We start from the raw sequence: 25,757 nt of genomic DNA, 5'->3' as shown, positions 1-25,757 counted from the left end.
GTGCGGGGTCTTGTATGTCGCGCCAGACGCTGCGGGATCTGCCTTCGGTCGAGCGGGTGCTTGAAGCCCTCGGGGCGCGGTCGCGCTTGGAGGGGATCGGGCGCGCGCTGGCGACCGAGATCGTCCGCGGCGTTTTCGACGAGCAGCGGGAGGCAATGCTGGCTGGCGCTGCAGACCGCGTCGGCTTCGACTTCCTGCTGCGCGAGATCGACCGGAGGATCTGCACGGCGACGCGGCCGTCGCTGCGGCGGGTCCTCAATGCCAGCGGGGTCCTGCTGCACACGAACCTCGGACGGGCCCCCTCGCCGACGAGGCGGTGGAGACGATCGCTCGGGCGACTGGGTCGGTCAACCTGGAACTCGACCTGCACACCGGGCGCCGGGCGTCGCGCCAGGACCACGTCGCCGCCCTGCTGACGCAGCTGACCGGTGCGCAGGCGGCGGTGGTCGTCAACAACAACGCGGCCGCCGTCTCGCGCGGCGAGCAAGTCGAGATCGGCAGTTCGTTTCGGATGCCCGACGTGATGCGCGCCAGCGGGGCGCGTCTGATCGAGGTCGGCACGACCAACCGCACGCGGCTCGCCGACTACGAAGGTGCCATCGGCCCGGACACGGCCCTGCTCGTCAAGGTCCACCGCAGCAACTTCCGGCTGGTGGGTTTCGCGTCCGAAGTGTCGGTCCCGGACCTGGCCGCCCTGGGGCAGCGGGTCGGCGTACCGGTCTGCTACGACCTGGGAAGCGGATGCCTCTTGGACTTGCGCTCGCGCGGGCTGCCCTACGAACCCCACGGTGCCGGAGGCGGTCGCGGCCGGCGCCGACGTGGTGACGTTCAGCGCGGACAAGTTGCTGGGCGGCCCCCAGGCCGGCGTGCTGCTCGGGCGGCGCGATTTGGTGGATCGCATTCGATCCCATCCATTGTACCGCACGGTGCGCATCGACAAGCTCGATCTGGCGGGGCTGGAGGCGACGCTGCGGCTGTACCTGGATCCGGATCGGGCGTGGCGCCGCGTCCCGATCCTCCGGACGCTCGCGGCTTCGACCGGGAAGCTGCGCCTTCGGGCGGAGCGTGTGGCGGGTAAGATCAGCGCAGCGTTGCCTTCGTTGGAAGTGCGTGTGTTGCCGACCGAGGCGGAGTCCGGCGGCGGCTCGCTTCCCGGAGCCTCCCTGCCGTCGTTCGCCGTGGCGGTGAGGCATCCGCACGTGGACGCCGAGGCGTGGTCCGCACGTCTGCGCTGCGCCGATCCACCGGTGCTGTCGCGCATCCACGACGACACCGTGCTGCTGGACCTGCGTTCGGTGCTCCCCGAACAGGACGGAGAACTCGTGGCGGCGGTGGTCGCCGCTGGGCGGCAGGCTGCGCCGGCCCGCTGAAGGCGCAAACGGAGGTCCCCCCCCACCCGCGTTCTCTGAGAGTGTGCGACGTGTGCGCACAGCCTGATGTCGTCCGGACCGCCGTGGTTGGCACGGCAGGCCACATCGATCATGGCAAGAGCGCGCTGGTGCGCGCGCTGACGGGCATCGATCCCGACCGTCTGGAAGAAGAAAAGCGACGCGGGATGACGATCGACCTGGGGTTCGCGCACCTCGACCTGCCGGACGGGTTGCGCGTGGGATTCGTGGACGTCCCCGGACACGAACGCCTGATCCGCAACATGCTGGCTGGGGCTGCGGGCTTCGACCTCGTGATCCTGGTGGTGGCCGCCGACGAGGGTGTGATGCCCCAGACCCGTGAGCACCTGGAGATCCTGCAATTCCTGCAGATCCTCTGCGGCATCGTCGCGATCACCAAGTGCGACCTCGTGGACGACGAGTGGCTGGACCTGGTGCAGGGAGAGGTGCGAGCGTTCGTCAGGGCACGTTCTTGGAGTCGGCCCCGATGGTCACGGTGTCGTCGCGGACGGGCGAGGGTTTGGACGAACTCTTGCGGCTCCTCGGACAGAGCCTGGGGGACGGATCCCCGCGCAACCCGGACGGGCCGGTTCGGCTTCCCGTCGACCGGTCGTTCGTGATGCCTACGAGGCCGCGATCGCGCTCGACGCACGCCTGTGCCTTCTGCCCGGTGTGCCGCGTATGCGCCACCTCGAACGCGTACGCTTCTACCCCGGTACGGCGGAAGCCATCGGTCGCGTGGCGCTGCTCGACCGCGCCTCACTCGATGCCGGCCAGGACGCGCCCGTCCAGATCCTGCTGGAATCACCGGTCGTGGCAGCCTGCGGCGACCCGTTCGTGATCCGCCGCTTGTCTCCGATGCTGACCTGGGGCGGCGGGCAAGTCCTGCGCGTCGGGACAGCGCGCCACCGGCGCGGGGACGCGAGCGTCCTCGCCTCCCTGTGCGCGGTGGAAAGCGGCTCGCCAGACGTCGTCGTGGCGGAGGTGCTGCGGCAGGCTGGCGTGCGGCCGTTGGGCGTCGCCGAGATCGCCCGCGCGGCGGCGCTGGATGCCGCGACCGTCGGCGACGTCCTCAAAAGGATGCGCGAACGGGGCGAGGCGGTGGTCTCGGGCGAGGGGTGGGTCGCCGCCTCGGCCATGGAGTCCGCGAGAGCCTGGGCGCTGGAGGCGCTGCGGGCCTACCACCGCGTCCGGCCCTGGCGGCGGGGCATCCCGCGCGGCGAGTGGCTTGCGGCGGTCGCCGCCAGGTCGACGAGGCGCTCGCCACCTTCGTCGCAGACGCGGTCGAGTACGATGCGGGGTTCGTGCGCGCGCCCGGGCACGTTCCCCGCGCCACCCCGGAGCAGGAGCGGCTGCGGGCGGCCGTGCGGGAGCGGATTCGGGGGGCAGGGGTGGAGGCCCCCGAACGCGGCGACCTCCTTCGCGCGTTTGGGCCGGCCTCAGAGCCGGTGCTGCAGATGATGATGGACGACGGCGAGGTGGTCGAGCTGCGCGGCCTCCTGTTCGACGCCGCGGTCGTGCGCCGGGCCGCCGGCTCCCTCGGCGTGGGGCAGGCGCGCGACACCGTGGGCGGGTCGCGCAAGTACATGCTGGCGCTGCTCGAGCACCTCGACGGCGCGGGCGTCACGCGCCGGCGCGGTGACGTTCGGGTCGCGGGCCCCAACGTGGGACGCCTGCCGGTTGAAAGATCGACCGCCGTGGCCCATAATGCGGGCAAAGGCGAGGACGGGGAGGAGTAGCCGGGACACCGCACCGAGAGAGGAAGGGCCGGCGTCTGAGAGCCCTTCTGTGCGGTCGCCGGTGAACGTCGCCCCCGAGCGGCGGGAACAGCCTGCGCTGCAGGTCAGAGCCCGACGGGTTCGCCCGTGACAGCGTACAGAGGGCCGCGACCCGGCCGGGCGATCGCACGCGCCCATGCGGGTGGCGGAATCAGGGTGGTACCGCGGAGCGCCGCTTCGTCCCCAGGGACGGAGCGGCGCTCGTTCGTTGCCCCCATGGAGGGAGGCAGACGTGGCGATCGATCGACTTCCGAAGGCCTACGATCCGGCGCAGGTCGAGCAGCGCCTGTACCAGGAGTGGAGGGAGCGCGGGTACTTCCGTGCGGTCCCGGATGCGGCGCGCGAGCCGTGGGCGGTGATGATGCCGCTGCCCAACGTGACCGGGGAGCTGCACATCGGACACGCCCTCAACAACACGCTGCAGGACGTGCAGACGCGCTTTTGGCGCATGCGGGGGCGCAACGCCCTGTACCAACCCGGTACGGACCACGCCGGCATCGCGACCCAGAACGTCGTGGAAAAGGAACTCGCGGCCGAGGGACTGCGGCGCGAGGACCTGGGCCGGGAGCGGTTCGAGGCGCGGGTGTGGGACTGGGTGGGTAAGTACGGCCGTATCATCTATGCGCAGCTCGAGCGCCTGGGGCTGTCCTGCGACTGGGATCGCAAGGTCTTCACCCTGGACCCCCAATACTCCGACGCCGTGCTGGAGGCGTTCGTGCGGCTGTACGAGCGGGGGCTCATCTATCGCAGCCGGGACTACATGGTCAACTGGTGTCCGCGCTGCCGCACCGCGATCTCCGACCTGGAGGTCGAGCACGAGGAGGTCGACAGCCACCTGTGGCACGTGCGGTATTCGGGCGCGGACGGTTCGCCCGGGGTGGTGATCGCCACCCAGCGGCCGGAGACGATCCTGGCCGACGTCGCCGTGGCGGTGCATCCGGAGGACGAGCGGTACCGGGACATGATCGGACGGGAAGTGGTGGTGCCGATCGTCGGGCGCAAGGTGCCCGTCATCGCTGACCGGCGCGTCGACCCCGAGTTCGGCACCGGAGCGCTCAAGATCACGCCCGGTCACGACCCCACCGACTTCGCGATCGGGCGGGACCACGGGTTGGTGCCGCTGGTGGTGATCGCGGAGGACGGCCGGATGAACGAGGCCGCGGGTGAATTCGCCGGGCTGGACCGCTTCGAGGCCCGCGAGCGCGTGGCGGAGGCCATCGCGTCGTTGGGGTTGATCGAGAAGGTGGAGCCGTACCGCACCAGCGTGGGCCGATGCGACCGGTGCCACACGGTCATCGAGCCGTACATCACCGAGCAGTGGTTCTGCGACGTCAAGGGCATGGCCGCCCGCGCGGCGGAGGCGATCCGGTCGGGCCGCGTCCGCTTCCATCCGGAGCGGTGGACGCGCGTGGCGCTGGACTGGCTGGACAACATCCGCCCCTGGACGATCTCCCGCCAGTTGTGGTGGGGGCACCGGATCCCGGTGTGGACGTGCGAGGGGTGCGGGCAGCGCATCGCATCCAAGGCCGAACCGTCCGCCTGCAGGAATTGCAACCACCGGGGATGGGCACAGGATCCCGACGTGCTCGACACGTGGTTCAGCTCGGCACTGTGGCCTTTCGCCACACTGGGTTGGCCGCGCGACACCGAAGATCTGCGCTACTTCTATCCGACGCGTCTGCTCGTGACCGACCGGGGGATCATCTTTCTGTGGGTGTGCCGCATGATCATGTTCGGCCTGGAGTTCATAGGTGAGGTGCCCTTTGCCGACGTGTACATCCACCCCACGGTGCACGACATGCAGGGGCGCCGGATGAGCAAGTCGCTGGGCACCGGCATCGATCCGCTGGAGGTGATCGGACGGCACGGTGCGGACGCGCTGCGCTTCGCGCTGATCGCCCGCTGCTCGCAGTCTCAGCAGGACATGCGGTTCGAAGAGAAGATGATCGCGGACACGCGCAACTTCGCCAACAAGATCTGGAACGCGGCCCGTTTCGTGCACATGAACCTGGGTGAGACCGACCCATCGGCGGCAAACCCGGCGGAACTCAGCTTCACCGCGGCGGACGTCTGGATCCTGGGCCGCCTCCAGCGCACCGTCGAGGAGGTCACGCGCGCGTACGAGACCTACCGGTTCGACGACGCCGCGCGCAGCCTGTACCGCTTCCTGTGGAGCGAGTACTGCGACTGGTACCTGGAGATGGCCAAAGTACAGATCCAGCAGCCCGCCGCGGGGGGCCAATCCGTCTCCACGACCCGCTGGGTGCTCTGGTACGTCCTGGATCAGAGCTTGCGCCTCCTGCACCCCATCATGCCCTTCGTGACCGAGGAGGTGTGGCGGTCGCTGCCCCACCGGGGCGAGACGCTGATGTTGGGGCCGTGGCCGCAGGCCGATCCGCGCCGGATCCACGAGCAAGTCGACAGGCAGATAACGCTGGTGCAGGATGTTATCCGGGAGATCCGCAGCCTCCGCGCCGACCTTCGGCTGCCCCCGCACCACACCATCGGGGTCCACATCGCAGCACCGCCGGCCGAACGCGCGGTCCTGGAGGAAGCGAGCCCCTTCGTGCGCGCGCTGGCGCGGGCCGAGGTGAAGTGGTCGCCCGACGCCGACCGGCCCCATCCGGCCGCCTTGGGAGTGGTCGGGACCGTCGAACTGTACGTGCCGCTTGCCGCCGAGCAGGCCGAATCCCTGGCGGAGCGGGCGCGCAGCGAACTCGAAGACGTCGGCCGGGAACTCCAGCGGCTGGAACGCAGACTCGCAGACCCGATGTTCGTGGCCCGTGCGCCCGCAGAGGTGGTCTCCGCGGAGCGCGAGAGGCTCGCCGAGACGCAGCGCCGTGCCGACAGACTCCGGCGATACCTGGCGGGTTGACGGCCGGGGGTACGCGTGGCGACGGTCCTCAGGGTGGTGATCTTCGGTGCGCTGTTCGCGGCCGGGTTCGTCCTGGGCTTCCAGTCCACGCAGCGCGGGGCACCCGACGGCCCGCCGGCGGCCGTCCACCCGACCCCGACGCCCGCCTCGCCCCGACCGGCGACCGCGGCCCCGATGCGCTCGGGTGCTGCGACGTCTCGGGTCGTCGCGCCGCCCGCAGCGGCGTCCGCGTATCGCGTGCAGGTGGGAGCGTTCCGCAGCCGCTCCAATGCCGATGCGCTGGCCGCGGCGCTGCGGCGGGAGGGGTTCGCGGCCACCGTCCTGCCCGGGGAGTGGCTTCGCGTCGTCGTGGGGCCCTACGCATCCCGAGACCTCGCTGGACACGCCGCCGAGCGGCTGCAGCGGCGCGGCTACCCGGCGATCGTGCTTCCGGTGCGCTGAGGTGCGCGGCAGACACCGCCCACACCGCCAGGAGCGCGGCGATCCGATCGCGAACCTCTCCGTTCAGACTTCCCTCCGGAGGGCAGACGATGGTGAAACTGGTCGCCCTGTACCGGCCGCCGTCCGATCCCAAGGCGTTCGACGAGCACTACTTCAACGTGCACGTCCCCCTCAACGCCAAGACGCCGAACCTGCGCCGCGTGGAGATCTCACGCGTCACCGGTTCCCCGATGGGAGGACAGGCGCCCTACTACATGATGGCGGAGATGTACTTCGACGACGCGGAGGCGATGCGCGAGGCGCTGGCCTCTCCGGAGGCGCGGGCGGCGGGGCGTGATCTGATGTCCTTCGCTAGGGATTTGGTGGTCTTGATGACCGCGGAGGTCGTGGAGTGAGCGCACCGCGCCCGCCCTCACGTTCCGCCGGAGCCGGCGGCTTGGCCGCCGTGCGAAGAAGGTGAGAGTGATGGGCATGCGGTACGACTTCCGACCCCGTGCACCCTCCGACTTCGGTTTCCGCAGCATCGTCTACGAAAAGGACGGAGAGCGGGCCACCGTGGTGATCAACCGCCCGCACGTCCTCAACGCGCTGGACTTTGTCACGCTCAAGGAGATGTCGGCGGCATTCGAGGACGCCTCCTACGACGACCGGGTGCGTGTGCTCGTGCTGACGGGAGCGGGCGACCGTGCGTTCTGCACCGGCGCGGATCTGGACGAGCAGATGCAGTTCCTCAGCCGCCCGCACGACTACTGGAAGTGGATGGGGGCGTTCATCGAAGCGCACGACAGGCTGCGCAACTTGGGCAAGCCGACGGTGGCGCGGCTCAACGGCATGGTGGTGGGCGGGGGCAACGAGTTCAACATTGCCTGCGACCTCGCGGTGGCAGCCGACGACATCACGATCCGGCAAGTGGGGACGGCGCGCGGTAGCGTGGCGGCGGGGGGGGCCACGCAGTGGCTGCCGCTGGTGATCGGCGACCGCCGCGCGCGGGAGATGCTGTACTTGTGCGAGCCGATTTCCGCAGCCCAGGCGCTGGCGTGGGGCCTGGTGAACGAGGTGGTGCCGCGCCCGGAGCTCGACGCGGCGGTGGACCGCCTGGTGGGCAAGCTCGTCGACAAGCTGCCGGAGTGCACGCGCTACACCAAACAGCAACTGAACTTCTGGCGCGACTTGGCGTGGGGGCTCACCGTCGGCCACGCGCGGGACTGGCTGGCGCTGCACAGCGGGATGGCAGAGACCGCCGAGGGATTGCGTGCGTTCCACGACAAGCGCCCCGTGGACTACGCGATGCTCCGCGAGAGGCTGGCCCACCCGACACGGACATGCGCTTCGTGCGGCGCGGTCGCCCTGCCTGCCGAACACCGTTTCTGCGGAATGTGCGGGGCCGCGCTGGGAGCGAACGGGTAGGGCCTCATCGTCGGTCGACTCCCCTTCGGGTCGCGAGGTGCCTATGACCTTCGAGAACATCCTCACCAGCGTCACAGACGGCGTCGCCACCATCCAGATCAACCGGCCGAAGGTGCTCAACGCCCTCAACCGGCAGACGATGGACGAGATCGTCGCCGCGCTGCAGGCGTTCGACGCCGACGAAGCCGTCCGTGTGGTGATCCTGACCGGCGACGAGCGTGCCTTCGCCGCGGGCGCCGACATCAACGAATTCGCGGGCGCCACCCCCGTGCAGATGCTGCACGAATACCGGTTCGAGCAGTGGGAGCGCATCCGGCGTTTCCCCAAGCCGATCGTCGCAGCGGTCAGCGGCTTCTGCCTGGGCGGCGGGAACGAACTCGCGATGCTGTGCGACATCATCGTTGCCTCGGAGACCGCCCGCTTCGGGCAACCCGAGATCAACCTGGGCATCATGCCCGGTGCGGGCGGGACCCAGCGGCTGCCGAGGGCGGTGGGCAAGCACCGGGCGATGGAGTTGATCCTGACCGGCCGCCACCTCACGGCCCGGGAGGCGTACGATTGGGGCCTGGTCAACCGCGTCGTGCCGCCCGAGATGCTGCTGGACGAGGCACGCGCCCTGGCCCGGGAGATCGCCGCGAAGGCGCCGGTGGCCGTCCGCCTCGCCAAGGAGGCGGTGCTGAAGTCCCTCGACACGCCCCTGGAAGTGGGGCTGGACCACGAGCGGCGGTTGTTCTACCTGCTGTTCGGGACCGAAGACAAGGAAGAAGGGATCGCGGCCTTTCTGGAAAAGCGCAGGCCGGTGTTTCGGGGGCGATAGGAGGTCTGCGATGTCCACCTACGAGACGATCCTCTACGAGGTGAGCGACGGCGTCCTGACCGTCACGCTCAACCGACCGGAGGTGCTCAACGCGTTCAACGACCGCATGTCGCACGAGGTGCAGGACGCCCTGCGGCGGGCCGAGCGCGACAAGGCGGTCCGGTGCGTGGTGGTCACCGGCGCGGGGAAGGGGTTCTGCTCGGGCCAGGACCTCCGCGACCGGGCCGGCGACGAGTCGTTCTCCTTCGTCGACAGCCTGCGCCGACGCTACAACCCGATCATCCTGAAGCTGCGCACGATCGAAAAGCCCGTGATCGCCGCGGTGAACGGCGTGGCGGCGGGCGCGGGGTGCAGCCTGGCCCTGGCCGCCGACCTGCGGATCGCCTCGGAGACGGCGTCGTTCATCGAGGTGTTCGCTCGGGTGGGGTTGGTGCCGGATTCGGGCAGCACGTACTTCCTGCCACGGCTGGTGGGGCTGGGCAAGGCGTTCGAGATGTGCTACCTGACCGATCCCGTAAGCGCGGACGAGGCGGCCCGCATCGGACTCGTGAACTGGGTCGTGCCCCCCGCACAGCTGGAGGCCAAGACGCGCGAGGTGGCGGGCCGGCTGAGCCGGGGTCCCACAAGGGCGTACGCGCTCACCAAACGGGCCATCAACCGCAACCTGTTCTCGGATCTGGATTCGGCCCTCGACTACGAAGCCATGGTCCAGGAGATCGCGGGCCGCACGTCGGATCACCGGGAGGGTGTGGCGGCCTTCCTCGCCAAACGTGCGCCCTCCTACCTCGGTCGGTGAACCCCCCAGGCGTCGGCACAGCGGTCAAGAAGACCTGATGCGGCGGGTCGGCGTGGTCGGGGCGGGGACCATGGGCAGCGGCATCGCCCACGTCTGCGCGGTCTGCGGCTGCGACGTCGTCCTGTACGACACCACCGAGGAGTTCCTGCGCCGGGGCCTGTACCGCATCGCCCGTCAGATGGACGACGCGGTGAGCCGCAACAGGCTCAGCGCGTCGGCGCGCGATGCGGCGCGGGCGCGCATCGTCCCGACGCTGGACCTGAACGCCTTCGCGGGCTGCGACCTGGTCATCGAGGCCGCGCCGGAGGACCTCGCGATCAAGCAGGAGATCTTTCGCACCCTTGACGCGCTGGCCGACGACGCCATCCTGGCCTCGAACACCTCCTCGCTTTCGATCACCGAACTGGCCGCGGTCACGCGCCGTCCGGGCCGGGTGGCAGGACTGCACTTCTTCAACCCCGCCCACATCCTGCCGCTGGTGGAGGTGGTCCGCGGGGAGGCGACGTCCGACGAGACGGTGGCGGCTTTGGTCGCCTTCTGCCGGCGGATCGAAAAGACGCCGGTGGTCGCCGCGGACACTCCCGGGTTCATCGTCAACCGCGTCGCGCGGCCGTTCTACGGGGAGGCCCTGCGGATCGTCGGGGAGGGACTGGCCGACGTGGCGACCGTCGACAGCGCGGTGCGCGACGGCGGCGGGTTCCGCATGGGACCGTTCGAGCTGATGGACCTGATCGGGATCGACGTCAACTTCGCGGTCACGCGTTCGGTGTACGAAGCGTTCTTCGGTGAGCCGCGGTACCGACCCCACCCGATCCAAAGACGCATGGTCGCCTCCGGGCGTCTGGGACGCAAGACCGGCAGGGGCTTTTACGAGTACGGCAACGCGCAGAGGACGCCACCGCCCCTGCTGGAGCCGCAGCAGGCTCCGGCGGGCCCCTACGCGGTCTGCGGAGGGGAGATGGCCGACGAACTGACCGAACACCTGCGCGGCCGCGGGCACGCGGTCCTCCGGCCCCTGCGCGGGCAACCGCCCCGCGGCGTGGCTGCGGTGTTCGTGGTCGAACCCGATCGCGGGTCGATGCGCGAGTGGATCGGAGCGGTCGACGACGGCGATCCTGGAGTGCCGGTGCTGGCCGGCTGTCTGACCGCGAGCCGCGCGGAGGTCGCGTCGTGGTCGCAGTTGCCCCAGCGCGTGCACGGCTTTGTCGCTCTCCCCCCGCTGCGCGACCGCGGGGTCGTGGAGTGGATCGGCTGCGGTGAACCTCCCGCGACGCTGTGGGCGCTGGGGCTGCCGGCGCTGCGCGTGGGCGACGCCCCCGGAGGGATCCTGGCCCGCATCCTCGCGATGCTCGTGAACGAGGCAGCGTTCGCCTACGCGGAGGGCGTGGCATCTGCCGCGGAGATCGACACTGCGATGCGGCTGGGCACCAACTATCCGCGCGGTCCGTTCCGGTGGGCCGAAGACATCGGGGTGGGGCTGGTCGCGGGGATCCTCGCCGCGCTGCACGGGTATTATGGGGAGGAGCGGTACCGCACGGCGCCGCTGCTGCGGCGGGCGGCGCTGGCGGGCCGGTGGCCTTCGGAGATCGGGGGCGGCGAGGGCTAGCCCGTGCGCGAAGTCGTGATCGTGGACGCGGTGCGGACGCCGGTGGGACGCTACGGCGGCGCACTGCGGGACGTCCGTCCGGACGACCTGGCCGCGACGGTGATCCGGGCCTTGGTGCAACGCACCGGCATCGATCCGTCTCGGATCGAGGACGTCGTGCTGGGCTGTGCCAACCAGGCCGGCGAGGACAACCGCAACGTGGCGCGCATGGCGGTGCTGCTAAGCGGGCTGCCGGTACAGGTCGCGGGGCAGACGGTCAACCGTCTGTGCGGTTCGGGGTTGCAGGCCGTCAACACCGCCTACCATGCGATCCGCTGCGGCGATGCGGACGTGATGATCGCCGGCGGCGTCGAGAGCATGACGCGCGCCCCGTTCGTCATGGCCAAGGCCGCGGAGGCCTGGAGCCGCCGGGTCGAGATCTACGACACCACGATCGGCTGGCGCTTCACCAACCCACGTCTGGCCGAGATGTACCCACCGTATTCGATGGGCGAGACCGCGGAGAACGTCGCAGAACGCTACGGGATCTCGCGGGAGGAGCAGGACCGATTCGCGATGCTGAGCCAGCAGAGGGCGGCGGCGGCGATCGCTGCGGGCCGCTTCCGCGACGAGATCGTGCCCGTGGTGGTGCCACGCGACCGGGGCGATCCCGTGATCGTGGACACCGACGAGCACCCCAGACCCGACACCACCCTGGAGAAGCTGGCGTCGCTGCGCCCGGCGTTCCGCAGCGGAGGCAGCGTGACGGCAGGCAACTCTTCGGGCATCAACGATGGCGCCGCGGCGCTGCTGATGATGGACGCTGCGACCGCGGCTGCGCTGGACGTGCGGCCGCTGGCGCGCGTCGTGGCGACCGCCGTGGCCGGCGTCGACCCCGCGATCATGGGGATCGGACCGGTGCCGGCGACGCGCAAGGCGCTGACGAGGGCGGGGCTGCGCATCGAGCAGATCGATCTGGTCGAGCTGAACGAGGCGTTCGCCGTGCAGGTCCTGGCGTGCGCGCGAGAACTCGGCATCGACATCGACCGGCTGAACCCCAGCGGCGGCGGCATCGCGCTCGGCCACCCGCTGGGCGCGAGCGGCGCGCGCATCCTCACGACGTTGGTGTGGGAGATGCGGCGGCGCGAAGCACGCTACGGACTGGCGACGATGTGCATCGGGGTCGGCCAGGGGATCGCGACGATCGTGGAACGCGTGAGTGGGTAGACGACGCGCCCAGCCGCCGTTCGGTGACCACGATTCCGAAGGGAGGCAACGCCGTGAGGACCGCAACCGAGCGCACCTACCATCCGCTGCACATCGGGGGCGCCGAGGTGGACACGCCGCAACGCTACGAGGTCACCAACCCGTCCACGAACGAGGTGATGGCTGAGGTCGCACTCGCCACCGCCGAGGAAGTCGATCGCGCCGCGGGTGCGGCGCGGGCAGCGTTCGAGGGGGAGTGGGCGAGGACCGCGCCGGCCAAGCGCGGCCAGATCCTGGCACGGGTCGCGTCCCTGATCCGCGAGAGGGGAGCCGACCTGGCCCGCACCGAGACCCTCAACGTCGGCAAGGCGATCGCCAGCGCGCAGGCGGAGGTCGAGGTCGCAGCGGCGACGTTCGAGTTCTTTGCGGGCGCTGCGAACAAGATCTACGGCGAGACGCTGGGCGGTCCGTTCCCCGGGTCCTTCGCGTACACAGTGCGGGAGCCGGTAGGCGTGGTCGGGGCGATCGTGCCCTGGAACTACCCGCTGATGCTGGCAGCGTGGAAGATCGCGCCGGCGCTGGCGGCGGGCAACACCGTCGTACTGAAGCCTTCGCCCCTGACGCCGCTCACGGCCCTGGCGCTGGCGCGGCTGTGCACGGAGGCCGGTTTACCTGCGGGCGCGGTGAACGTCGTCACCGGGGACGTGGAGATCGGTCGCGCGCTCGTCGAACATCCTGGGGTCGACAAGGTGACCTTCACGGGCAGCACGGCGAATGGCGCCCGGGTGATGGCGGCGGCGGCGGGGACGATCAAGCGCGTGTCGCTGGAACTGGGCGGAAAGTCTCCGAACATCGTGTTCGCCGACGCGGACCTGGAGGCGGCGGCGGCCGGGTCGGTGTGGGCCGCATACTACAGCGCCGGCCAGTCCTGTGAGGCGCGCACTCGGCTGCTCGTCGCCGCGCCCGTCTACGACGACTTCCTCGCGATGCTGGTCGAAAAGACCCGGCGTGTGGTGGTCGGCGATCCGCTGGACCCAAAGACGATGATGGGGTCGTTGATCTCGCGGGCGCACCTCGAGCGCGTGCACGGCTACGTAGAGGCCGCGCGCGCGGAGGGTGCCGAGGTCGTGGTGGGAGGATCGCGCGCCACCGAGGGCTGGCTGGAGCGCGGGAACTTCTACCTGCCGACCGTGCTGGCCGATGTCCGCAACGAGATGAAGGTCGCCCAGGAGGAGGTCTTCGGACCGGTCCTGGCGGTCCTGCGCTTTTCCACCGAGGATGAGGTCGTCGCGATGGCCAACGACGTGCCCTACGGGCTGGCCGCGACGGTGTGGACGTCGGACGGAGCCCGCGGACACCGGCTCGCGCAGCGCATCCGGTCGGGCACCGTCGGGGTGAACACGCCGTTCGTGGCGTTCCCGGGTCTTCCGTTCGGAGGGTTCAAGCAGTCGGGGTTCGGCCGCGATCAGGGGCTGCAGACGCTGCACGAGTACACAGAGACCAAGACCGTGCTGTGGAACACACGGGAGCGCCCGGCTCTGCCGTGGAAGCTCTAGCGGCCGCCAACGGATGGCACCTGCTATAATGGAACGGCCCTGAGGGTCGGCCACCCTCAGGCGTCTTTTTGTACGTCGGCCACGGCGAACGCGGAGGAGCCCGAATGCGATCCCACCCGGTTCGGCTACTGGTGATCCTGCTGATCGCCGCTACCGCCTTCCAGGTTGTCTTTCGCCCGATCCGGTTGGACGGCTGGACGCCGATGCTCCAACCCCTCCAGCCCCAGATCCGTCTGGGACTGGACCTGCAGGGAGGTACTCGGCTGGTGCTGGAGGCGCAGAGCGCCCCCGGGATCGAGGTGACGCCGGACAAGGTGGACGCGGCGATGCGCGTCATCGAGAACCGCATCGACGCGCTGGGCGTAGCCGAGCCGCTGCTGCAGCGACAAGGGGACAACCGGATCATCGTGGAGTTCCCGGGCCTGCAGGACCCCGAGCGGGCGAAGCAGCTGATCGGGCGGACGGCCCTGCTGGAGTTCGTGGACACCGGCGCGCAGAGCCTGCCGCAGGGCGCGGAGTGGACCGCGGACAACCGGCGCGTGCGCCTGCCCGACGGGCGGACGATCGATCTTCCCAAGAAGGTGATCGTGACCGGAGCCGACCTCCGCGACGCGAGCGCGGAGTTCGACCAGAACCAGCTCGCGTGGCTCGTGCGGTTCCGATTCGCCGGTGAGGGCGCGCGCAGGTTCGAGGAGCACACCGCCCAGGCCATTGGGCAATACCTGACGATCGTGCTGGACAACCGTGTGATCTCCTCCCCGGTCATCCGTGCCCGCATCCCCGGGGAGGGCGTGATCGAAGGCAACTTCACCGCCGCCGAAGCCGGTGACCTCGCGATCCTGCTGCGCGGCGGAGCCCTGCCGGTACCGGTGGAGGTCGTGGAGGAACGGACCGTCGGGCCCACGCTGGGGAGGGACTCGATCGAGAAGAGCCTGCGTGCCGGCTGGATCGCCGCTGCGACCGTCGTGCTGTTCATGGGTATGTACTACCACCTGTCCGGTGTCCTCGCGTCGACGATCCTGACGATCTACATGCTCACCGTGCTCGCGATCTTTTCCTTGATTGGTGCCACCCTCACCCTTCCCGGCATCGCCGGGCTGATCCTCAGCCTGGGCCTGGGCGTGGACGGCAACGTCATCGTGTTCGAGAAGATGAAAGAAGAGTTGCGCATGGGCAAGACGCTGCGCGCTGCGATCGATGCGGGCTGGCGACGGGCCATCTCCACCATCGTGGACGCGAACGTGACGACGTTGCTGGGCGCAGTCGTGCTGTGGTGGCTGGGCAGCGGCCCGATCCGGGGTTTTGCCGTCACGCTGGTGATCGGGGTCTCGGTCTCGATGGTGACGGTGATCCTGCTGACCCGCTGGCTGGTGGAGGCCACTGCCGGGTTCGGATGGGGGCGGGCGCTGACGACGATGGCGCGCCTGCCGCAGACCGCGGCGGAGGCGGCGTCATGAAAGCCTGGGACCTGATCGGCCGGCGACGCTGGCTGTATTTGATCTCGGCGTGCCTGGTCCTGCCCGGCGTCGTCGCGATCGCCGTCAACGTCGCCGCGGGCCGTCCTGCGTTGAACTGGGGCGTGGACTTCACCGGCGGCACACTGGTGAACCTGCGCTTCGAAGATTCCCGCGTGACCACCGGACAGGTCCGGGCCGCGCTCACCCCGCTGGGGCTGCGCGACGCGATCATCCAGCAGACGCCCGGCACTGCGGACGTCTCCATTCGGACGCGCCACCTCGAGGAGGCCGAGCGGGCGCGGATGCTGCGCGCCGTGCGCGACGGCGCGGGGGCGTTCACGATCCTCAGCGTGGACGACGTCGGCCCCAAGATCGGACGCGAGCTGCGGAACATCGCGATCATCGGGCTCGCGATCGGGTTGATCCTGCAGGTCGCCTACGTGACCGTCCGGTTCCGGTCGGTGCGCTTCGCGCTGGCCGCCGACGTGGCGTTGCTGCACGACGTGCTGCTGGTGATCGGTGCCTACGCGCTGCTGCGTGCGACCGTCGACAGCAGCTTCGTCGCGGTGCTACTCACCGTCGTCGGATATTCGATCAACGACACGATCGTGGTGTTCGACCGCATCCGGGAAAACCTGGACATGCGAACCCGGGAGCCGTTTCCGACCCTGGTGAACCGCAGCATCCTCGAGTCCCTGGTGCGATCCATCAACACGAGCCTGACGACGCTGTTGGCGATCGGCGCGGTCTACGTCTTCGGCGGCCCGACGATCCGGGACTTCGCGTTCGGGCTCACGGTCGCGGTCCTGACCGGGGCTTACTCGTCGATCGGCGTCGCCGGGCCGCTGCTGGTGGACATGCAGCTGCGGGGCGAACGGAAGTCCGCCGCGCCGCAGCCGAAGCCGGCTCCGCAGCCGCAGCGGGAACTCGCGACGGCGAACCGGCGGAATCGGCGACGGTAGGGAAGGACCGGCCGCCGGCCATCGGATGCTCGAAGCCGCATATCGCTACGCCCTGGACAACCAGGCCTTCTTCTGGGAGGCGGTCGGAACGCACGTGCGTCTGAGCGGGACGGCGCTGGTGATCGCGTGTGGGCTGTGTTTGCCGCTGGGGCTGTATGCGGCGCGCCGACGTCCGCTCTCCGCACAGATCTTGCACCTGGTCAACGGGCTGCGCGTGGTCCCGAGTCTGGCGACACTGTTCCTCGCGCTGCCCTACCTGGGTCTGGGTTTTTTGCCGGCGCTGGTCGCGCTCACGATCCTGGCCTGCCCCCCAATCCTCGCGAACACCGAGGCGGGCTTTCGGAGTGTGGACCGGGCCGTCGTCGAAGCCGCGCGGAGCATGGGGATGGACGGGCGGCAGGTCCTGTGGCGGGTGGAGGTCCCCCTCGCGCTTCCCGTCATCGTCGGCGGCGTCCGCACAGCGGCCGTCGAGGTGACGGCAAGCGCGACGCTGGCAGCGTTCATCGGGGGCGGCGGGTTGGGGGACTTCATCTATCGCGGGTTCGCGCTGTTCGACGTGTCCGTGATGCTCGTGGGTGCGGTTCCCGTCGCGGCGTTGACGATGCTGACCGAGGGGACGCTGGCGGCGACGCAGCGGTGGCTGCAGTGGGCGACCGGAAGTGCCTGAGCGACGGGCCGGGGATGGAACTCGTCAGACGAGGGGGAGCTGATGCGAACGCGCATGCTCGTGTTGCTGTTGGGCGTCGTCCTGGCGGCGGTCGGGTGCGCCCGACGAGGCGGGGAAGCACCGACGGTCCGGGTCGGGTCGAAGGACTTTACCGAGGCGTTCATCCTCGCGGAGATGTACGCGCTGCTGCTGGAAGACGCAGGGTTCCGGGTGGAACGGAAGTTCAACCTCGGCGGCACGCCGGTGGCGCACGAAGCGCTGCTCAAGGGTGAGATCGACCTGTATCCGGAGTACACCAGCACCGGGTTGCTGACCGTGCTGAAGGAGCGGCCGCTGCCCAACGCGCAGGCGGTCGTCGAGGCGGTGCGCAACGGATACCGGCAGAAGTTCGACTTGGTGTGGCTGGAGCCCGCACCGTTCAACAACACGCAGGCGCTGGCCACCACGCGGGAGGTGTCCGAGAGGTACGAGATCCGCACGTACTCCGACCTCGCGCGCAGAGCGAGCGAGCTGCGTCTGGGTGCGCCGGCGGAGTTCGCCGAGCGCGAGGACGGGATCAAGGGGCTGCAGCAGGCATACGGCGGATTCCGCTTCAAGGAGTTCCGCCAGCTGGGCACCGGCAGCCTGCGGTACGAGGCGCTCGTCAACGGTCAGGTCGACGTGGTCGTGGCGTTCGGGACCGACGGGCAGATCAGCGGATTGGGGCTGGTGCTGCTGCGCGACGACAAGAACTTTTACCCGGTCTACCAGGCGGCTCCGGTCGTGCGGGCCGAAGTGCTCGAGAGATATCCGAAGATCGCCGATGCTCTCAACAAACTCGCCCCCTCCTTGACGGACGCCATCATGGCGGAGCTGAACTGGAGAGTGGACGGCCCTGAGAAGAGGGAGTTCGCGGTCGTCGCGCGCGAGTTCCTGGAGGAGAGAGGACTGATCCGGAAGCGATAGCCGACGCCGTGGTCGGTGGGCGGTGACCGGTCCCGGCGGACGGCTGTCGGTGCCCCGCGGACCCATGACCGCCATCGCGATCGAGCACGTCACCAAGCGCTTTTCGGGCTCGCCCCGGCCTGCGGTGGACGACTGCAGTCTGTCCGTCGACGCCGGAGAGCTCACGGTGCTGCTGGGACCCTCCGGCTGCGGCAAGACGACCCTGCTGAAGCTGATCAACCGGCTGTACGAGCCTGACAGCGGCCGCATCCTCATCGGCGGCGACGACATCCGCTCCCAACCTCCCACCCAGCTGCGCCGCCGCATCGGGTACGTAATCCAACAGATCGGCCTGTTCCCGCATCTGAGGGTGGAGCAGAACATCGCCGTCGTCCCGGAACTGCTGGGCTGGCCCCGGGCAAGGATCGAGGCGCGGATCGACGAGTTGCTCGATCTGGTCGGCCTGCCGCGCGAGTACCGCCGCCGCCGTCCGCGCGAGCTGTCGGGCGGGGAGCAGCAACGGGTGGGGCTGGCGCGGGCCCTGGCCGCCGATCCGGCGATCATGCTGATGGACGAGCCGTTCGGCGCAGTCGACGCGATCACCCGCGCGCGGCTGCAGGACGAACTGCGGGCCATCCAGCGGAAGCTGCGCAAGACGATCGTCTTCGTGACGCACGACGTCGACGAGGCGCTGCGGCTGGCCGACCGGATTGCGGTGATGCGGAACGGCCGCATCGTCCAGCACGACCGGCCCCTGGCAATCCTGACCCGGCCGCGCGACGCGTTCGTCGCCGAACTGCTGGCCAGCGACGACGTGTTGCGCCACCTCAGCCTGATGCCGGTGGCGTCGGTCCTGCGAGGGGACGCTGCGCGGGGCGGGGACGTCTTGGGGGACGTGGCGACGGTGAGGGCGGACGATGACCTGCGCTCGGCCCTCTCGGTCCTCCTGCGGACGGACGTGGCCTCCGTGATCGTAGTCGGTGACGGCGGGGTGGTCGTGGGGCGGGTGGGGCTCGAGGACATCCGGAACGTGCTGAGAAGGTAGCCGGGATCTCGGCGAGGCGACGGTGCGCTACGCCCTGGAACATCCGGACGTCGTGCTGACCCTGCTGGGACAGCACGCCTGGCTCGTGCTGGTGTCGCTGGGCATCGCGGCGGCGATCGCCCTGCCACTGGGCGTCGCCGCGGTTCGCGTGCGGGGTCTGCGCGGACCGCTGCTGGCGGTGCTCGGCGTGCTGTACACGGTCCCGAGCCTGGCGCTGTTTGTATTGCTGATCCCGCTGATGGGCCTCGGCCGTCTGCCCGCGGTCACCGCGCTGGTGACGTACGCGCAGATCATCCTCGTGCGCAACGTCGTGGTGGGACTGGACGCGGTGGACCCGGCGGTGGTGGAGGCCGCGCGGGGCATGGGGATGAGCCCCTGGCAGACCTTCTGGCGGGTCGAATTCCCCCTGGGTCTGCCGGTGATGCTCGCCGGGCTGCGGGTCGCCGTGGTCGCCGTGATCGCCATCGCAGCGGTCGCCGCGTTCATCAACGCCGGAGGGTTGGGCGTGCTGCTGTTCCAGGGTGTGTCCCAGGGCCACCGGGACAAGATCGTCACCGGCGCGATGGCCGTATCGTCGCTGGCACTGGCGGCCAGCGCAGCCGTGCGCGCTCTGGAGCAGCGCGCCGCCCGACCGCTCAGGTGATGGGCGCGACGGCTGACAGCCGACGGCGATCGTGCTAGACTCTCGCCAACCCGATGCGAGGGTTGCTGGCCGTCCTCCTCGTACTGGCCGTGCTGGCGGTGCTGCTCGTTCTGAGCAACGCGCACGACGTCACGCCGGTATCCTTGCGGTTGGCCTTCTGGTGGTTGCCCCCAACCACGGTGCCGGTGGCGATCGTGGGTGCGCTGTTTGTGGGCGCTGCGATCGCGGGGCTGCCCATGCTGGTCGCCAACGTGCTGTTGCGTCGGCGGGTGGCCCACCTGGAGCAGTCGGCCGCCCGGACCGCGCCCGCAACCGTGGAGGATACGCAGCGCATCGGATCCGGACACGGAGCATGAGGTCGTCCCGGTTGCGCCGGCTCGGGCGTCGCGACTGACGATGACACGCTGGAGGATCAGCCCGCTCCTTCCCGAAAGCCGACACCTCGCAACGGCCCTAGGCATTGCCCCCATCACCGCGCAGGTCCTCGCCCTGCGCGGGTACCGGGATCCGGTGTGTGCCCGGGCGTTCTTAAGCCCTTCGCTGGGCGAACTTACCGATCCGGACCGCATACCCGGCCTGCCGGAGGCCGCCCGGGTGGTGCTGAGGGCGGCGCGCGCCGGCGCCAAGATCACGGTCTACGGAGACTACGACGCGGACGGGGTGTGCGCGACTGCGATCCTGGTGCGGGGCCTGCGCGCGCTGGGTTTCGACGCGCACACGTTCATCCCGCACAGGATGCGCGACGGCTACGGTCTCGCGGAGTCCGCCGTCCGGGCGATTGCCGAGGACGGCACGCGCCTGTTGGTCGCGGTCGACTGCGGCATCGGCGCCGTCCGGGAGATCGCCCTCGCGCGGCGGCTGGGGATGGAGGTCGTCGTCATAGACCATCACGAACCGCCCCCCGTCCTGCCGGAGGCCGACGCCGTGGTGGACCCCAAGGTCGGGGGATCGGGGTCGGGGGGTGGGGACGGGCGGGCGGCGTTTTCGGACTACTGTGCTTCCGGGCTCGCCTGGATGCTGGTGCGGGCGCTGCGGCGCCGTACGGGGGCGGCCCCGTCGGAAGACCTCCTCGAGCTTGTCGCCCTCGCGACGATCGCCGACGTCGTGCCGCTCGTCGGCGACAACCGGATCCTGACCCGTGCCGGCCTCGAACGGCTCGCGGCATCGCCTCTGGTCGGTGTCCGGGCGCTGCTAGGTTCGGCGGGCCTGGCACCCGAGCGCCGTCCGGTCTCCGCCGACGACGTCGCCTGGAAGGTCGCCCCCCGCATCAACGCCTCCGGCCGGGTCGAGTCGGCGTCCGAGGCACTGACCCTGCTGCTCACGGACGATCCCGAGGAAGCCGGCCGGCTGGCCGACGCGCTGAACCGGTACAACGTGCGCCGACAACAGTTGCAGGACCGCGTCCTGGCCGAAGCCGTCGCGGCGGTGACCGAACTCGGGCTGGACCGAGGGGCCGGCATCGTCGTGTGGGGGCAGGACTGGCACGCCGGCGTGGTCGGGATCGCGGCCGCGCGCGTGCGGGAGACGTTCTACCGCCCCTCGGTCTTGCTGGCGGTAGAAGGTGAGGTGGCGCGCGGGTCCGCCCGGGGTGTGCCGGGGCTGAACCTGGTCGAAGCGCTGCACGACTGCCGGGACCTGCTGGACCGCTTCGGCGGGCACGCTTCCGCGGCGGGGGTCACCGTCGCTGCCGACCGCCTGGAAGCGTTTCGCGAACGCTTCGAGCGGGCCGTGCGGGCGCGCCTGTCCCCGGACGACCTGGTTCCCGTCGTGGAGGTCGACGCCGAAGCGCGGCTGGAGGAGATCGACGGGGCGCTGGCGGCCGAACTGGAGTCGCTGGCGCCGTTCGGTGCCGGGAACCCGCGTCCGGTGATCGCGCTGCGGGGGCTGCGTCCGGTGGCGGTCTCTGTGGCCGGGGGTGAGCACCTGCGGCTGCGCCTGACGGACGGCGAGCGCTACCTGGACGCGTTCGCCTTCCGGGGTGCCGAACTGGCGGAGGTGTTGGCGTTCACCGAACCCGTAGTCGACGTGGCCGGCAGCCTGGAGCGCGACCGGTGGGGCGAAGTGGAGGGGCCGCGCCTTTTGCTCGAGGACCTGCAGACGCCCGGGGTCGACCTGGAGCGCGTGCTGTCCGACGCCGGCGTCCTCACCGGGCGGCTGTTCGAGCGCAGCGAGGAGTACCTGAGCGGGGCGTACCGCGGGATCGAGGAGGCGGCTTCGTTCTACACCAAGGTCGTCGGCGTAACGTTCGAAGACCGCCAGGCGGTGGTAGGCCGGCTCGCACCCGGTGAGCCGCTGGTGCTTGAACGAGAGCCTGACAACCCGCACGATCCCCACGCCATCCGCGTCCGCCGTGCCGACGGTGAGCAGGTCGGCTACCTGGCGGCGGTACTGGCCGGCCGCATCGCGCCGACGATGGATCGGGGGGCGCGGTACCGGGCGACGGTGACCCAGGTCACCGGTGGCGGGGACCGGTCGTTGGGCGTCAACGTCTTGATCGAGCGTATCGAAGAGGCGACCGACGGCGGACCCTCACGGCCGCAACTGGTGCGCATGGCGCTGGCGGCGGCCGGTGGCGACGAGCAGATCGAGCGGCTGGGCCTGCACCTGCTCCATCGCCCCCTCGGATCGACCGAGCCCCGACAGTGGGCCGCGCGCGCTTTGCACGCGGACCGAACGGTGCTCGTGGCGGGTCCGGGCCGCGGAGCCTGGGTGGCGCTGTTGCTGGTCGCCGCAGCACGCGCGATCGGCGGCGAACGCGTCGTGTGCCTGTTGCCCACCGACGAGGTTTGCGATGCCCGCTGGGAGGGCTGGCGGCCGCGCCTGGCCTCGGTGGGCGTGCGTGCAGTGAGGCTGCACGGCACGGTCGGCGGCCGCGAGAGGACACGGGCCCTGGAAGCCGTGCGCTCCGGTCAGACCGACGTGGTGTTCACCACGTTGGCGTACCTACACGGTGGCGATGCCGAGGTCGTGCTGCCCGAGCGGGCCGCGGTCGTGGGCGACGGGTTCGGCGAGCCAACTCCTCCGGAAGTGGTGGTGGCGCGCAACCCCGGCCCGGTGCTGTGGTGCGTGTGGGACCCGCGTGCTGCAGCGCCGGAGGGGTGGATGGGGCTGTACGCGACACAGGCACGGACCGGGGTGCGCATCCAGGACCGGCGTGGTTCCGCCGAGCGGGGGGCGATCCTCGATCGGATCCTGGCCGCAGGCGAGAGCGCCGTCGTCTTCGAGTCGGATGCCCGCAGCGCTGTCCAGACCGCATCCAACCTGCGCGCGCGTGCACCGTACCGGGTCACCTACGATCACGACCGCCTCCCGCGCCGCATCCGCCAGACGTTGTACAGTCTCCTGTCGCAGGGGAAGATCCGCTGCCTGGTGTGCGCGGGCGCGGTGCCCGAGGAGGCCGAGATCGCAGGAGTCCGCCACCTGGTCTGGCTGGCCCCGCCGTCCCGGGAGGGGTTCCTCCTGCGGGCGGCCGCCGCGGGCAGGGGTCGGGAATCGGTCACCATGCACCTGCTGTACGGGCCGGCCGATGCCGAACGTGCGCGCAGGGCCGTCCAGACGACGCATCCCACACGGGCGACCGTCGCGGCGGTGTACCGGATTCTGAGGCGGAAGGGGTCGTCGGCGCGCTGGCCGGACGCCGACCTGGCCGAAGCGATCCGCACGACGACGGGCTTGGATCCGACCGAACTCGTGCCTGCGGTCCTGGAGATCCTCGAACAGGCCGGCATCCTCAGCCGGGAGCGGGTGGACGGCGGGTGGACGGTCAACCTGCCCGAGGCGGACGGCAGGCGGGACCTGGGGCTCTCCATCCGGTTCGCCGAAGGGGAGCGCACCCGCGCGGCGCGGGAAGAAGGGATCCGGTGGTCGTTGGCGGCGTCTGCGATGCAGATCCTGGAGGCGGTGGCCGCGCCCTCGGTTGCTTCGGGAGCGCCGTCGGGTGCAGGATAAGGTATGGCGACGCGTGCGTCGCGTACGGTGCGTCAGGTCGAGCTGCCCGAGCCGGTGCGGCGGCTGGTCGAGCGCGTCCGCGAGGTCCATCCCAACGCGGACGCCAACCTCTTGCACCGGGCTTACGTGTTCGCGGCCGAGGCCCACGAGGGCCAGCAACGGCGGTCCGGTGAACCGTACGTCCTACACTCCGTCGCGGTGGCCCAGATCGTCGCCGACCTCCGGCTGGATCCCGTGACGGTGGCCGCGGCCCTCCTGCACGACGTCCCCGAGGACACCCGACACACCCTGGACGAGGTGCGTGCGACCTTCGGCGAGGAGATCGCCAACCTGGTCGATGGGGTGACCAAACTGGGAAAGATCCAGTGGAAGACCCGCGAGGAGCGGCAGGCCGAGAACCTGCGAAAGATGTTCCTCGCGATGGCCTCGGACGTCCGCATCATCCTCATCAAGCTCGCCGACCGGCTGCACAACCTGCGCACGATCGCCGTCATGCCGGCGGACCACCAGCGGCGCAAGGCGCAGGAGACCCTGGAGATCTACGCTCCGCTGGCCAAACGGCTGGGCATCGGCCAGTTGCAGAACGAACTCGAGGACCTGGCGTTTGCGATCCTCGAACCCGAAGCCTACAAGGAGATCACCGAGGCCCTGGCCGAGGCGCGGGCGCAGCAGGAGGACGTCCTGCGCGGCGTCAGCGACGAGCTGTACCGCGAGCTGAACCGGGCCGGCATCCGCGTGGAGCGACAGAACATCACCGCGCGACCCAAGCACGCCTACAGCCTGTACCGGAAACTGCAGCGGCCCGAATACCAGGGGCGCAGCGTGTCGCGGGTGTACGACCGGCTGGGCGTACGGGTGATCGTCGACGACGAGAAGGACTGCTACGCCGCCCTGGGCGTGGTCCACTCGCTGTGGCGGCCGATCCCGGGCGAGTTCGACGACTACATCGCCAACCCCAAGCCCAGCGGCTACCAGTCGTTGCATACGGCGGTGATCTACCGCGGCGTGCCTCTGGAGATCCAGATCCGCACGCACCGCATGCACCAGGAGGCTGAGTACGGGATCGCGGCCCACTGGCGCTACAAGGAAGGGCGCGCGGCCGGGCGCGACCGAGCGTTCGAGGAGAAGCTCTCCTGGATCCGACAGCTGCTGGAGTGGCACCAGGAGATGCAGGACGCGCAGGAGTTCATGCGCTCGGTCAAGTTCGACCTGTTCCAGAACGAGGTCTTCGTCTTCACACCCAAGGGAGACGTGATCGACCTCCCCAGCGGCGCAACGCCGGTGGACTTCGCGTACCGGATCCACACGGACGTCGGCCACCGCTGCGTCGGTGCGAAGGTGAACGGCCGGCTGGTGCCGCTCAGCCACCGGCTGCGCAGCGGCGACATCGTCGAGATCCTCACCTCGAAGACGTCGGCCGGGCCCAGCCGGGACTGGCTGTCGTTCGTCGTCACGAGCAACGCGCGCAACAAGATCAGGCAGTGGTTCCGCAAGCAGCACCGCGAGGAGAACATCGCGCGCGGCCGTGAGCTGCTCGAGCGCGAACTGCGGAGGCTGGGTGCGCTGTCGTCGCTGATGAAATCGGAGCGGTTGCGCCAGGCCGCCGAGCGGTTGCAGCTGCCCACCGAAGAGGACATGCTCGCGGCGCTGGGCAACGGCGACCTGTCGCTGCTGCAGGTGGTGCAGGCGCTGCAGGGCGACGAACGAGTCGCTTCCGAGGAAGCGGTGGAGTCGCCGGTGACCCAAGCGGCGCCGGAGGCGCCGCGGGGTCTGCGGGTCCGGGGCGTCGAGAACGTGCTGATGACGCTGGCCCGCTGCTGCATGCCGCTGCCGGGAGATCCGGTGGTGGGCTATATCACGCGAGGCCGTGGGGTCACGATCCACAGGCGCGACTGCCGCAACATCACCTACCTCCGCGGCCGCCCCGAGCGCCTCATCGAGGTCGAGTGGGAACCGTCGGCCGACGGAACGTATCCGGTGGAGGTTCAGGTCGAAGCGATGGACCGCGTCGGGCTGCTGAAGGACGTGCTGGCCGCCGTTGCTGACGCGCGCACAAACGTCATCTCGGTCAACGCCCGCGTGCGGAAGGACAAGGTGGGTGTCATCAACCTGACGCTGGACATCCGCAACGTCGGCCAGCTCACCGCCGTCATGCAGCGCATCGGCAAGATGCCAGACGTCTATCGGGTCGAGCGCGTGGTGTCGGCCTAGCTCCGCCGACCGTCCCCGTCGGGCGGCGCGAGACGACTTCGACGGGCGTAG

Annotated in this window: 22 protein-coding genes and 2 pseudogenes; all 24 read left to right on the top strand. The window is 70.1% G+C overall.

The features are described 5' to 3' along the window. Positions 1–14: 14 nt before the first annotated feature. The 24 genes and pseudogenes from QN163_09770 (at position 15) to QN163_09655 (ending at position 25,706) form a co-directional block, all read left to right on the top strand. Complete coding sequence (locus QN163_09770; protein ID MDR5684295.1) at positions 15–416, top strand: hypothetical protein; 402 nt, start codon at positions 15–17, stop codon at positions 414–416. Further along, positions 317–727 (top strand): annotated as a pseudogene (locus tag QN163_09765) (L-seryl-tRNA(Sec) selenium transferase). The gene QN163_09770 and the pseudogene QN163_09765 overlap by 100 nt, the downstream one beginning before the upstream one ends. A gap of 46 nt (positions 728–773) precedes the next feature. Further along, positions 774–1,370, top strand: a pseudogene (locus QN163_09760) (L-seryl-tRNA(Sec) selenium transferase). Between the two features lie 83 nt (positions 1,371–1,453). Then, entirely contained in the window at positions 1,454–2,008 is a 555-nt protein-coding gene (locus QN163_09755) for a GTP-binding protein (GenBank protein MDR5684294.1), read from the top strand. A 61-nt stretch (positions 2,009–2,069) separates the two neighbouring features. Continuing rightward, on the top strand, positions 2,070–2,849 hold the full coding sequence (locus tag QN163_09750; protein ID MDR5684293.1) for a hypothetical protein: 780 nt from the start codon (positions 2,070–2,072) through the stop codon (positions 2,847–2,849). Further along, positions 2,846–3,127 (top strand): SelB C-terminal domain-containing protein, encoded by a 282-nt coding sequence (locus tag QN163_09745; GenBank protein MDR5684292.1) that lies wholly within the window; start codon positions 2,846–2,848, stop codon positions 3,125–3,127. Before QN163_09750 ends, QN163_09745 begins: the two co-directional genes overlap by 4 nt. A 271-nt stretch (positions 3,128–3,398) precedes the next feature. Continuing rightward, entirely contained in the window at positions 3,399–6,041 is a 2,643-nt protein-coding gene (locus QN163_09740) for a valine--tRNA ligase (protein MDR5684291.1), read from the top strand. Between the two features lie 15 nt (positions 6,042–6,056). Further along, positions 6,057–6,482, top strand: a complete 426-nt coding sequence (locus QN163_09735; GenBank protein ID MDR5684290.1) for an SPOR domain-containing protein — start codon at positions 6,057–6,059, stop codon at positions 6,480–6,482. An 89-nt stretch (positions 6,483–6,571) separates the two neighbouring features. Continuing rightward, the gene (locus QN163_09730; protein MDR5684289.1) at positions 6,572–6,877 is read left to right on the top strand and encodes an EthD family reductase; all 306 of its coding nucleotides are present in this window, start codon (positions 6,572–6,574) and stop codon (positions 6,875–6,877) included. Positions 6,878–6,947: 70 nt separating this feature from the next. Further along, positions 6,948–7,889 carry an enoyl-CoA hydratase/isomerase family protein gene (locus QN163_09725; GenBank protein ID MDR5684288.1) on the top strand — a complete coding sequence of 314 codons (942 nt, stop codon included), beginning with the start codon at positions 6,948–6,950 and terminating at the stop codon, positions 7,887–7,889. Positions 7,890–7,932: 43 nt separating this feature from the next. Next, positions 7,933–8,706: an enoyl-CoA hydratase-related protein gene (locus QN163_09720; GenBank protein MDR5684287.1), complete on the top strand. Its 774-nt coding sequence runs from the start codon at positions 7,933–7,935 to the stop codon at positions 8,704–8,706. A gap of 10 nt (positions 8,707–8,716) precedes the next feature. Next, positions 8,717–9,502, top strand: a complete 786-nt coding sequence (locus tag QN163_09715; protein MDR5684286.1) for an enoyl-CoA hydratase-related protein — start codon at positions 8,717–8,719, stop codon at positions 9,500–9,502. Positions 9,503–9,539: 37 nt separating this feature from the next. After that, a complete protein-coding gene (locus QN163_09710) occupies positions 9,540–11,108 on the top strand; it encodes a 3-hydroxyacyl-CoA dehydrogenase NAD-binding domain-containing protein (GenBank protein MDR5684285.1) in 1,569 nt (522 codons plus the stop codon). Between the two features lie 3 nt (positions 11,109–11,111). Then, a complete protein-coding gene (locus QN163_09705; GenBank protein ID MDR5684284.1) occupies positions 11,112–12,314 on the top strand; it encodes a 3-oxoadipyl-CoA thiolase in 1,203 nt (400 codons plus the stop codon). A gap of 53 nt (positions 12,315–12,367) precedes the next feature. Then, positions 12,368–13,849, top strand: a complete 1,482-nt coding sequence (locus QN163_09700; protein ID MDR5684283.1) for an aldehyde dehydrogenase family protein — start codon at positions 12,368–12,370, stop codon at positions 13,847–13,849. Between the two features lie 104 nt (positions 13,850–13,953). Further along, positions 13,954–15,306: a protein translocase subunit SecD gene (gene secD, locus QN163_09695; protein ID MDR5684282.1), complete on the top strand. Its 1,353-nt coding sequence runs from the start codon at positions 13,954–13,956 to the stop codon at positions 15,304–15,306. After that, positions 15,303–16,268: a protein translocase subunit SecF gene (gene secF / locus QN163_09690; GenBank protein ID MDR5684281.1), complete on the top strand. Its 966-nt coding sequence runs from the start codon at positions 15,303–15,305 to the stop codon at positions 16,266–16,268. The genes secD and secF overlap by 4 nt, the downstream gene beginning before the upstream one ends. Before the next feature lie 25 nt (positions 16,269–16,293). Continuing rightward, positions 16,294–16,935, top strand: coding sequence for an ABC transporter permease (locus tag QN163_09685; GenBank protein MDR5684280.1), 642 nt, complete (start codon positions 16,294–16,296; stop codon positions 16,933–16,935). Positions 16,936–16,977: 42 nt separating this feature from the next. Further along, positions 16,978–17,880, top strand: a complete 903-nt coding sequence (locus QN163_09680; GenBank protein ID MDR5684279.1) for a glycine betaine ABC transporter substrate-binding protein — start codon at positions 16,978–16,980, stop codon at positions 17,878–17,880. A 64-nt stretch (positions 17,881–17,944) separates the two neighbouring features. Beyond that, complete coding sequence (locus tag QN163_09675; protein ID MDR5684278.1) at positions 17,945–18,904, top strand: ABC transporter ATP-binding protein; 960 nt, start codon at positions 17,945–17,947, stop codon at positions 18,902–18,904. A gap of 22 nt (positions 18,905–18,926) precedes the next feature. Beyond that, positions 18,927–19,547 carry an ABC transporter permease gene (locus tag QN163_09670; GenBank protein MDR5684277.1) on the top strand — a complete coding sequence of 207 codons (621 nt, stop codon included), beginning with the start codon at positions 18,927–18,929 and terminating at the stop codon, positions 19,545–19,547. Positions 19,548–19,609: 62 nt separating this feature from the next. Beyond that, complete coding sequence (locus QN163_09665) at positions 19,610–19,903, top strand: LapA family protein (protein ID MDR5684276.1); 294 nt, start codon at positions 19,610–19,612, stop codon at positions 19,901–19,903. Positions 19,904–19,943: 40 nt separating this feature from the next. Then, positions 19,944–23,495: a single-stranded-DNA-specific exonuclease RecJ gene (recJ, locus tag QN163_09660; protein ID MDR5684275.1), complete on the top strand. Its 3,552-nt coding sequence runs from the start codon at positions 19,944–19,946 to the stop codon at positions 23,493–23,495. A gap of 3 nt (positions 23,496–23,498) precedes the next feature. Continuing rightward, positions 23,499–25,706 (top strand): bifunctional (p)ppGpp synthetase/guanosine-3',5'-bis(diphosphate) 3'-pyrophosphohydrolase, encoded by a 2,208-nt coding sequence (locus QN163_09655; GenBank protein MDR5684274.1) that lies wholly within the window; start codon positions 23,499–23,501, stop codon positions 25,704–25,706. Positions 25,707–25,757 lie beyond the last annotated feature (51 nt).

Source organism: Armatimonadota bacterium (genome assembly GCA_031432545.1).
GTDB classification, from domain to species: domain Bacteria; phylum Sysuimicrobiota; class Sysuimicrobiia; order Sysuimicrobiales; family Sysuimicrobiaceae; genus Caldifonticola; species Caldifonticola tengchongensis.
Note: the sequence above shows the minus strand (reverse complement) of the source record. Positions and strands in the feature narration are given on the sequence as shown.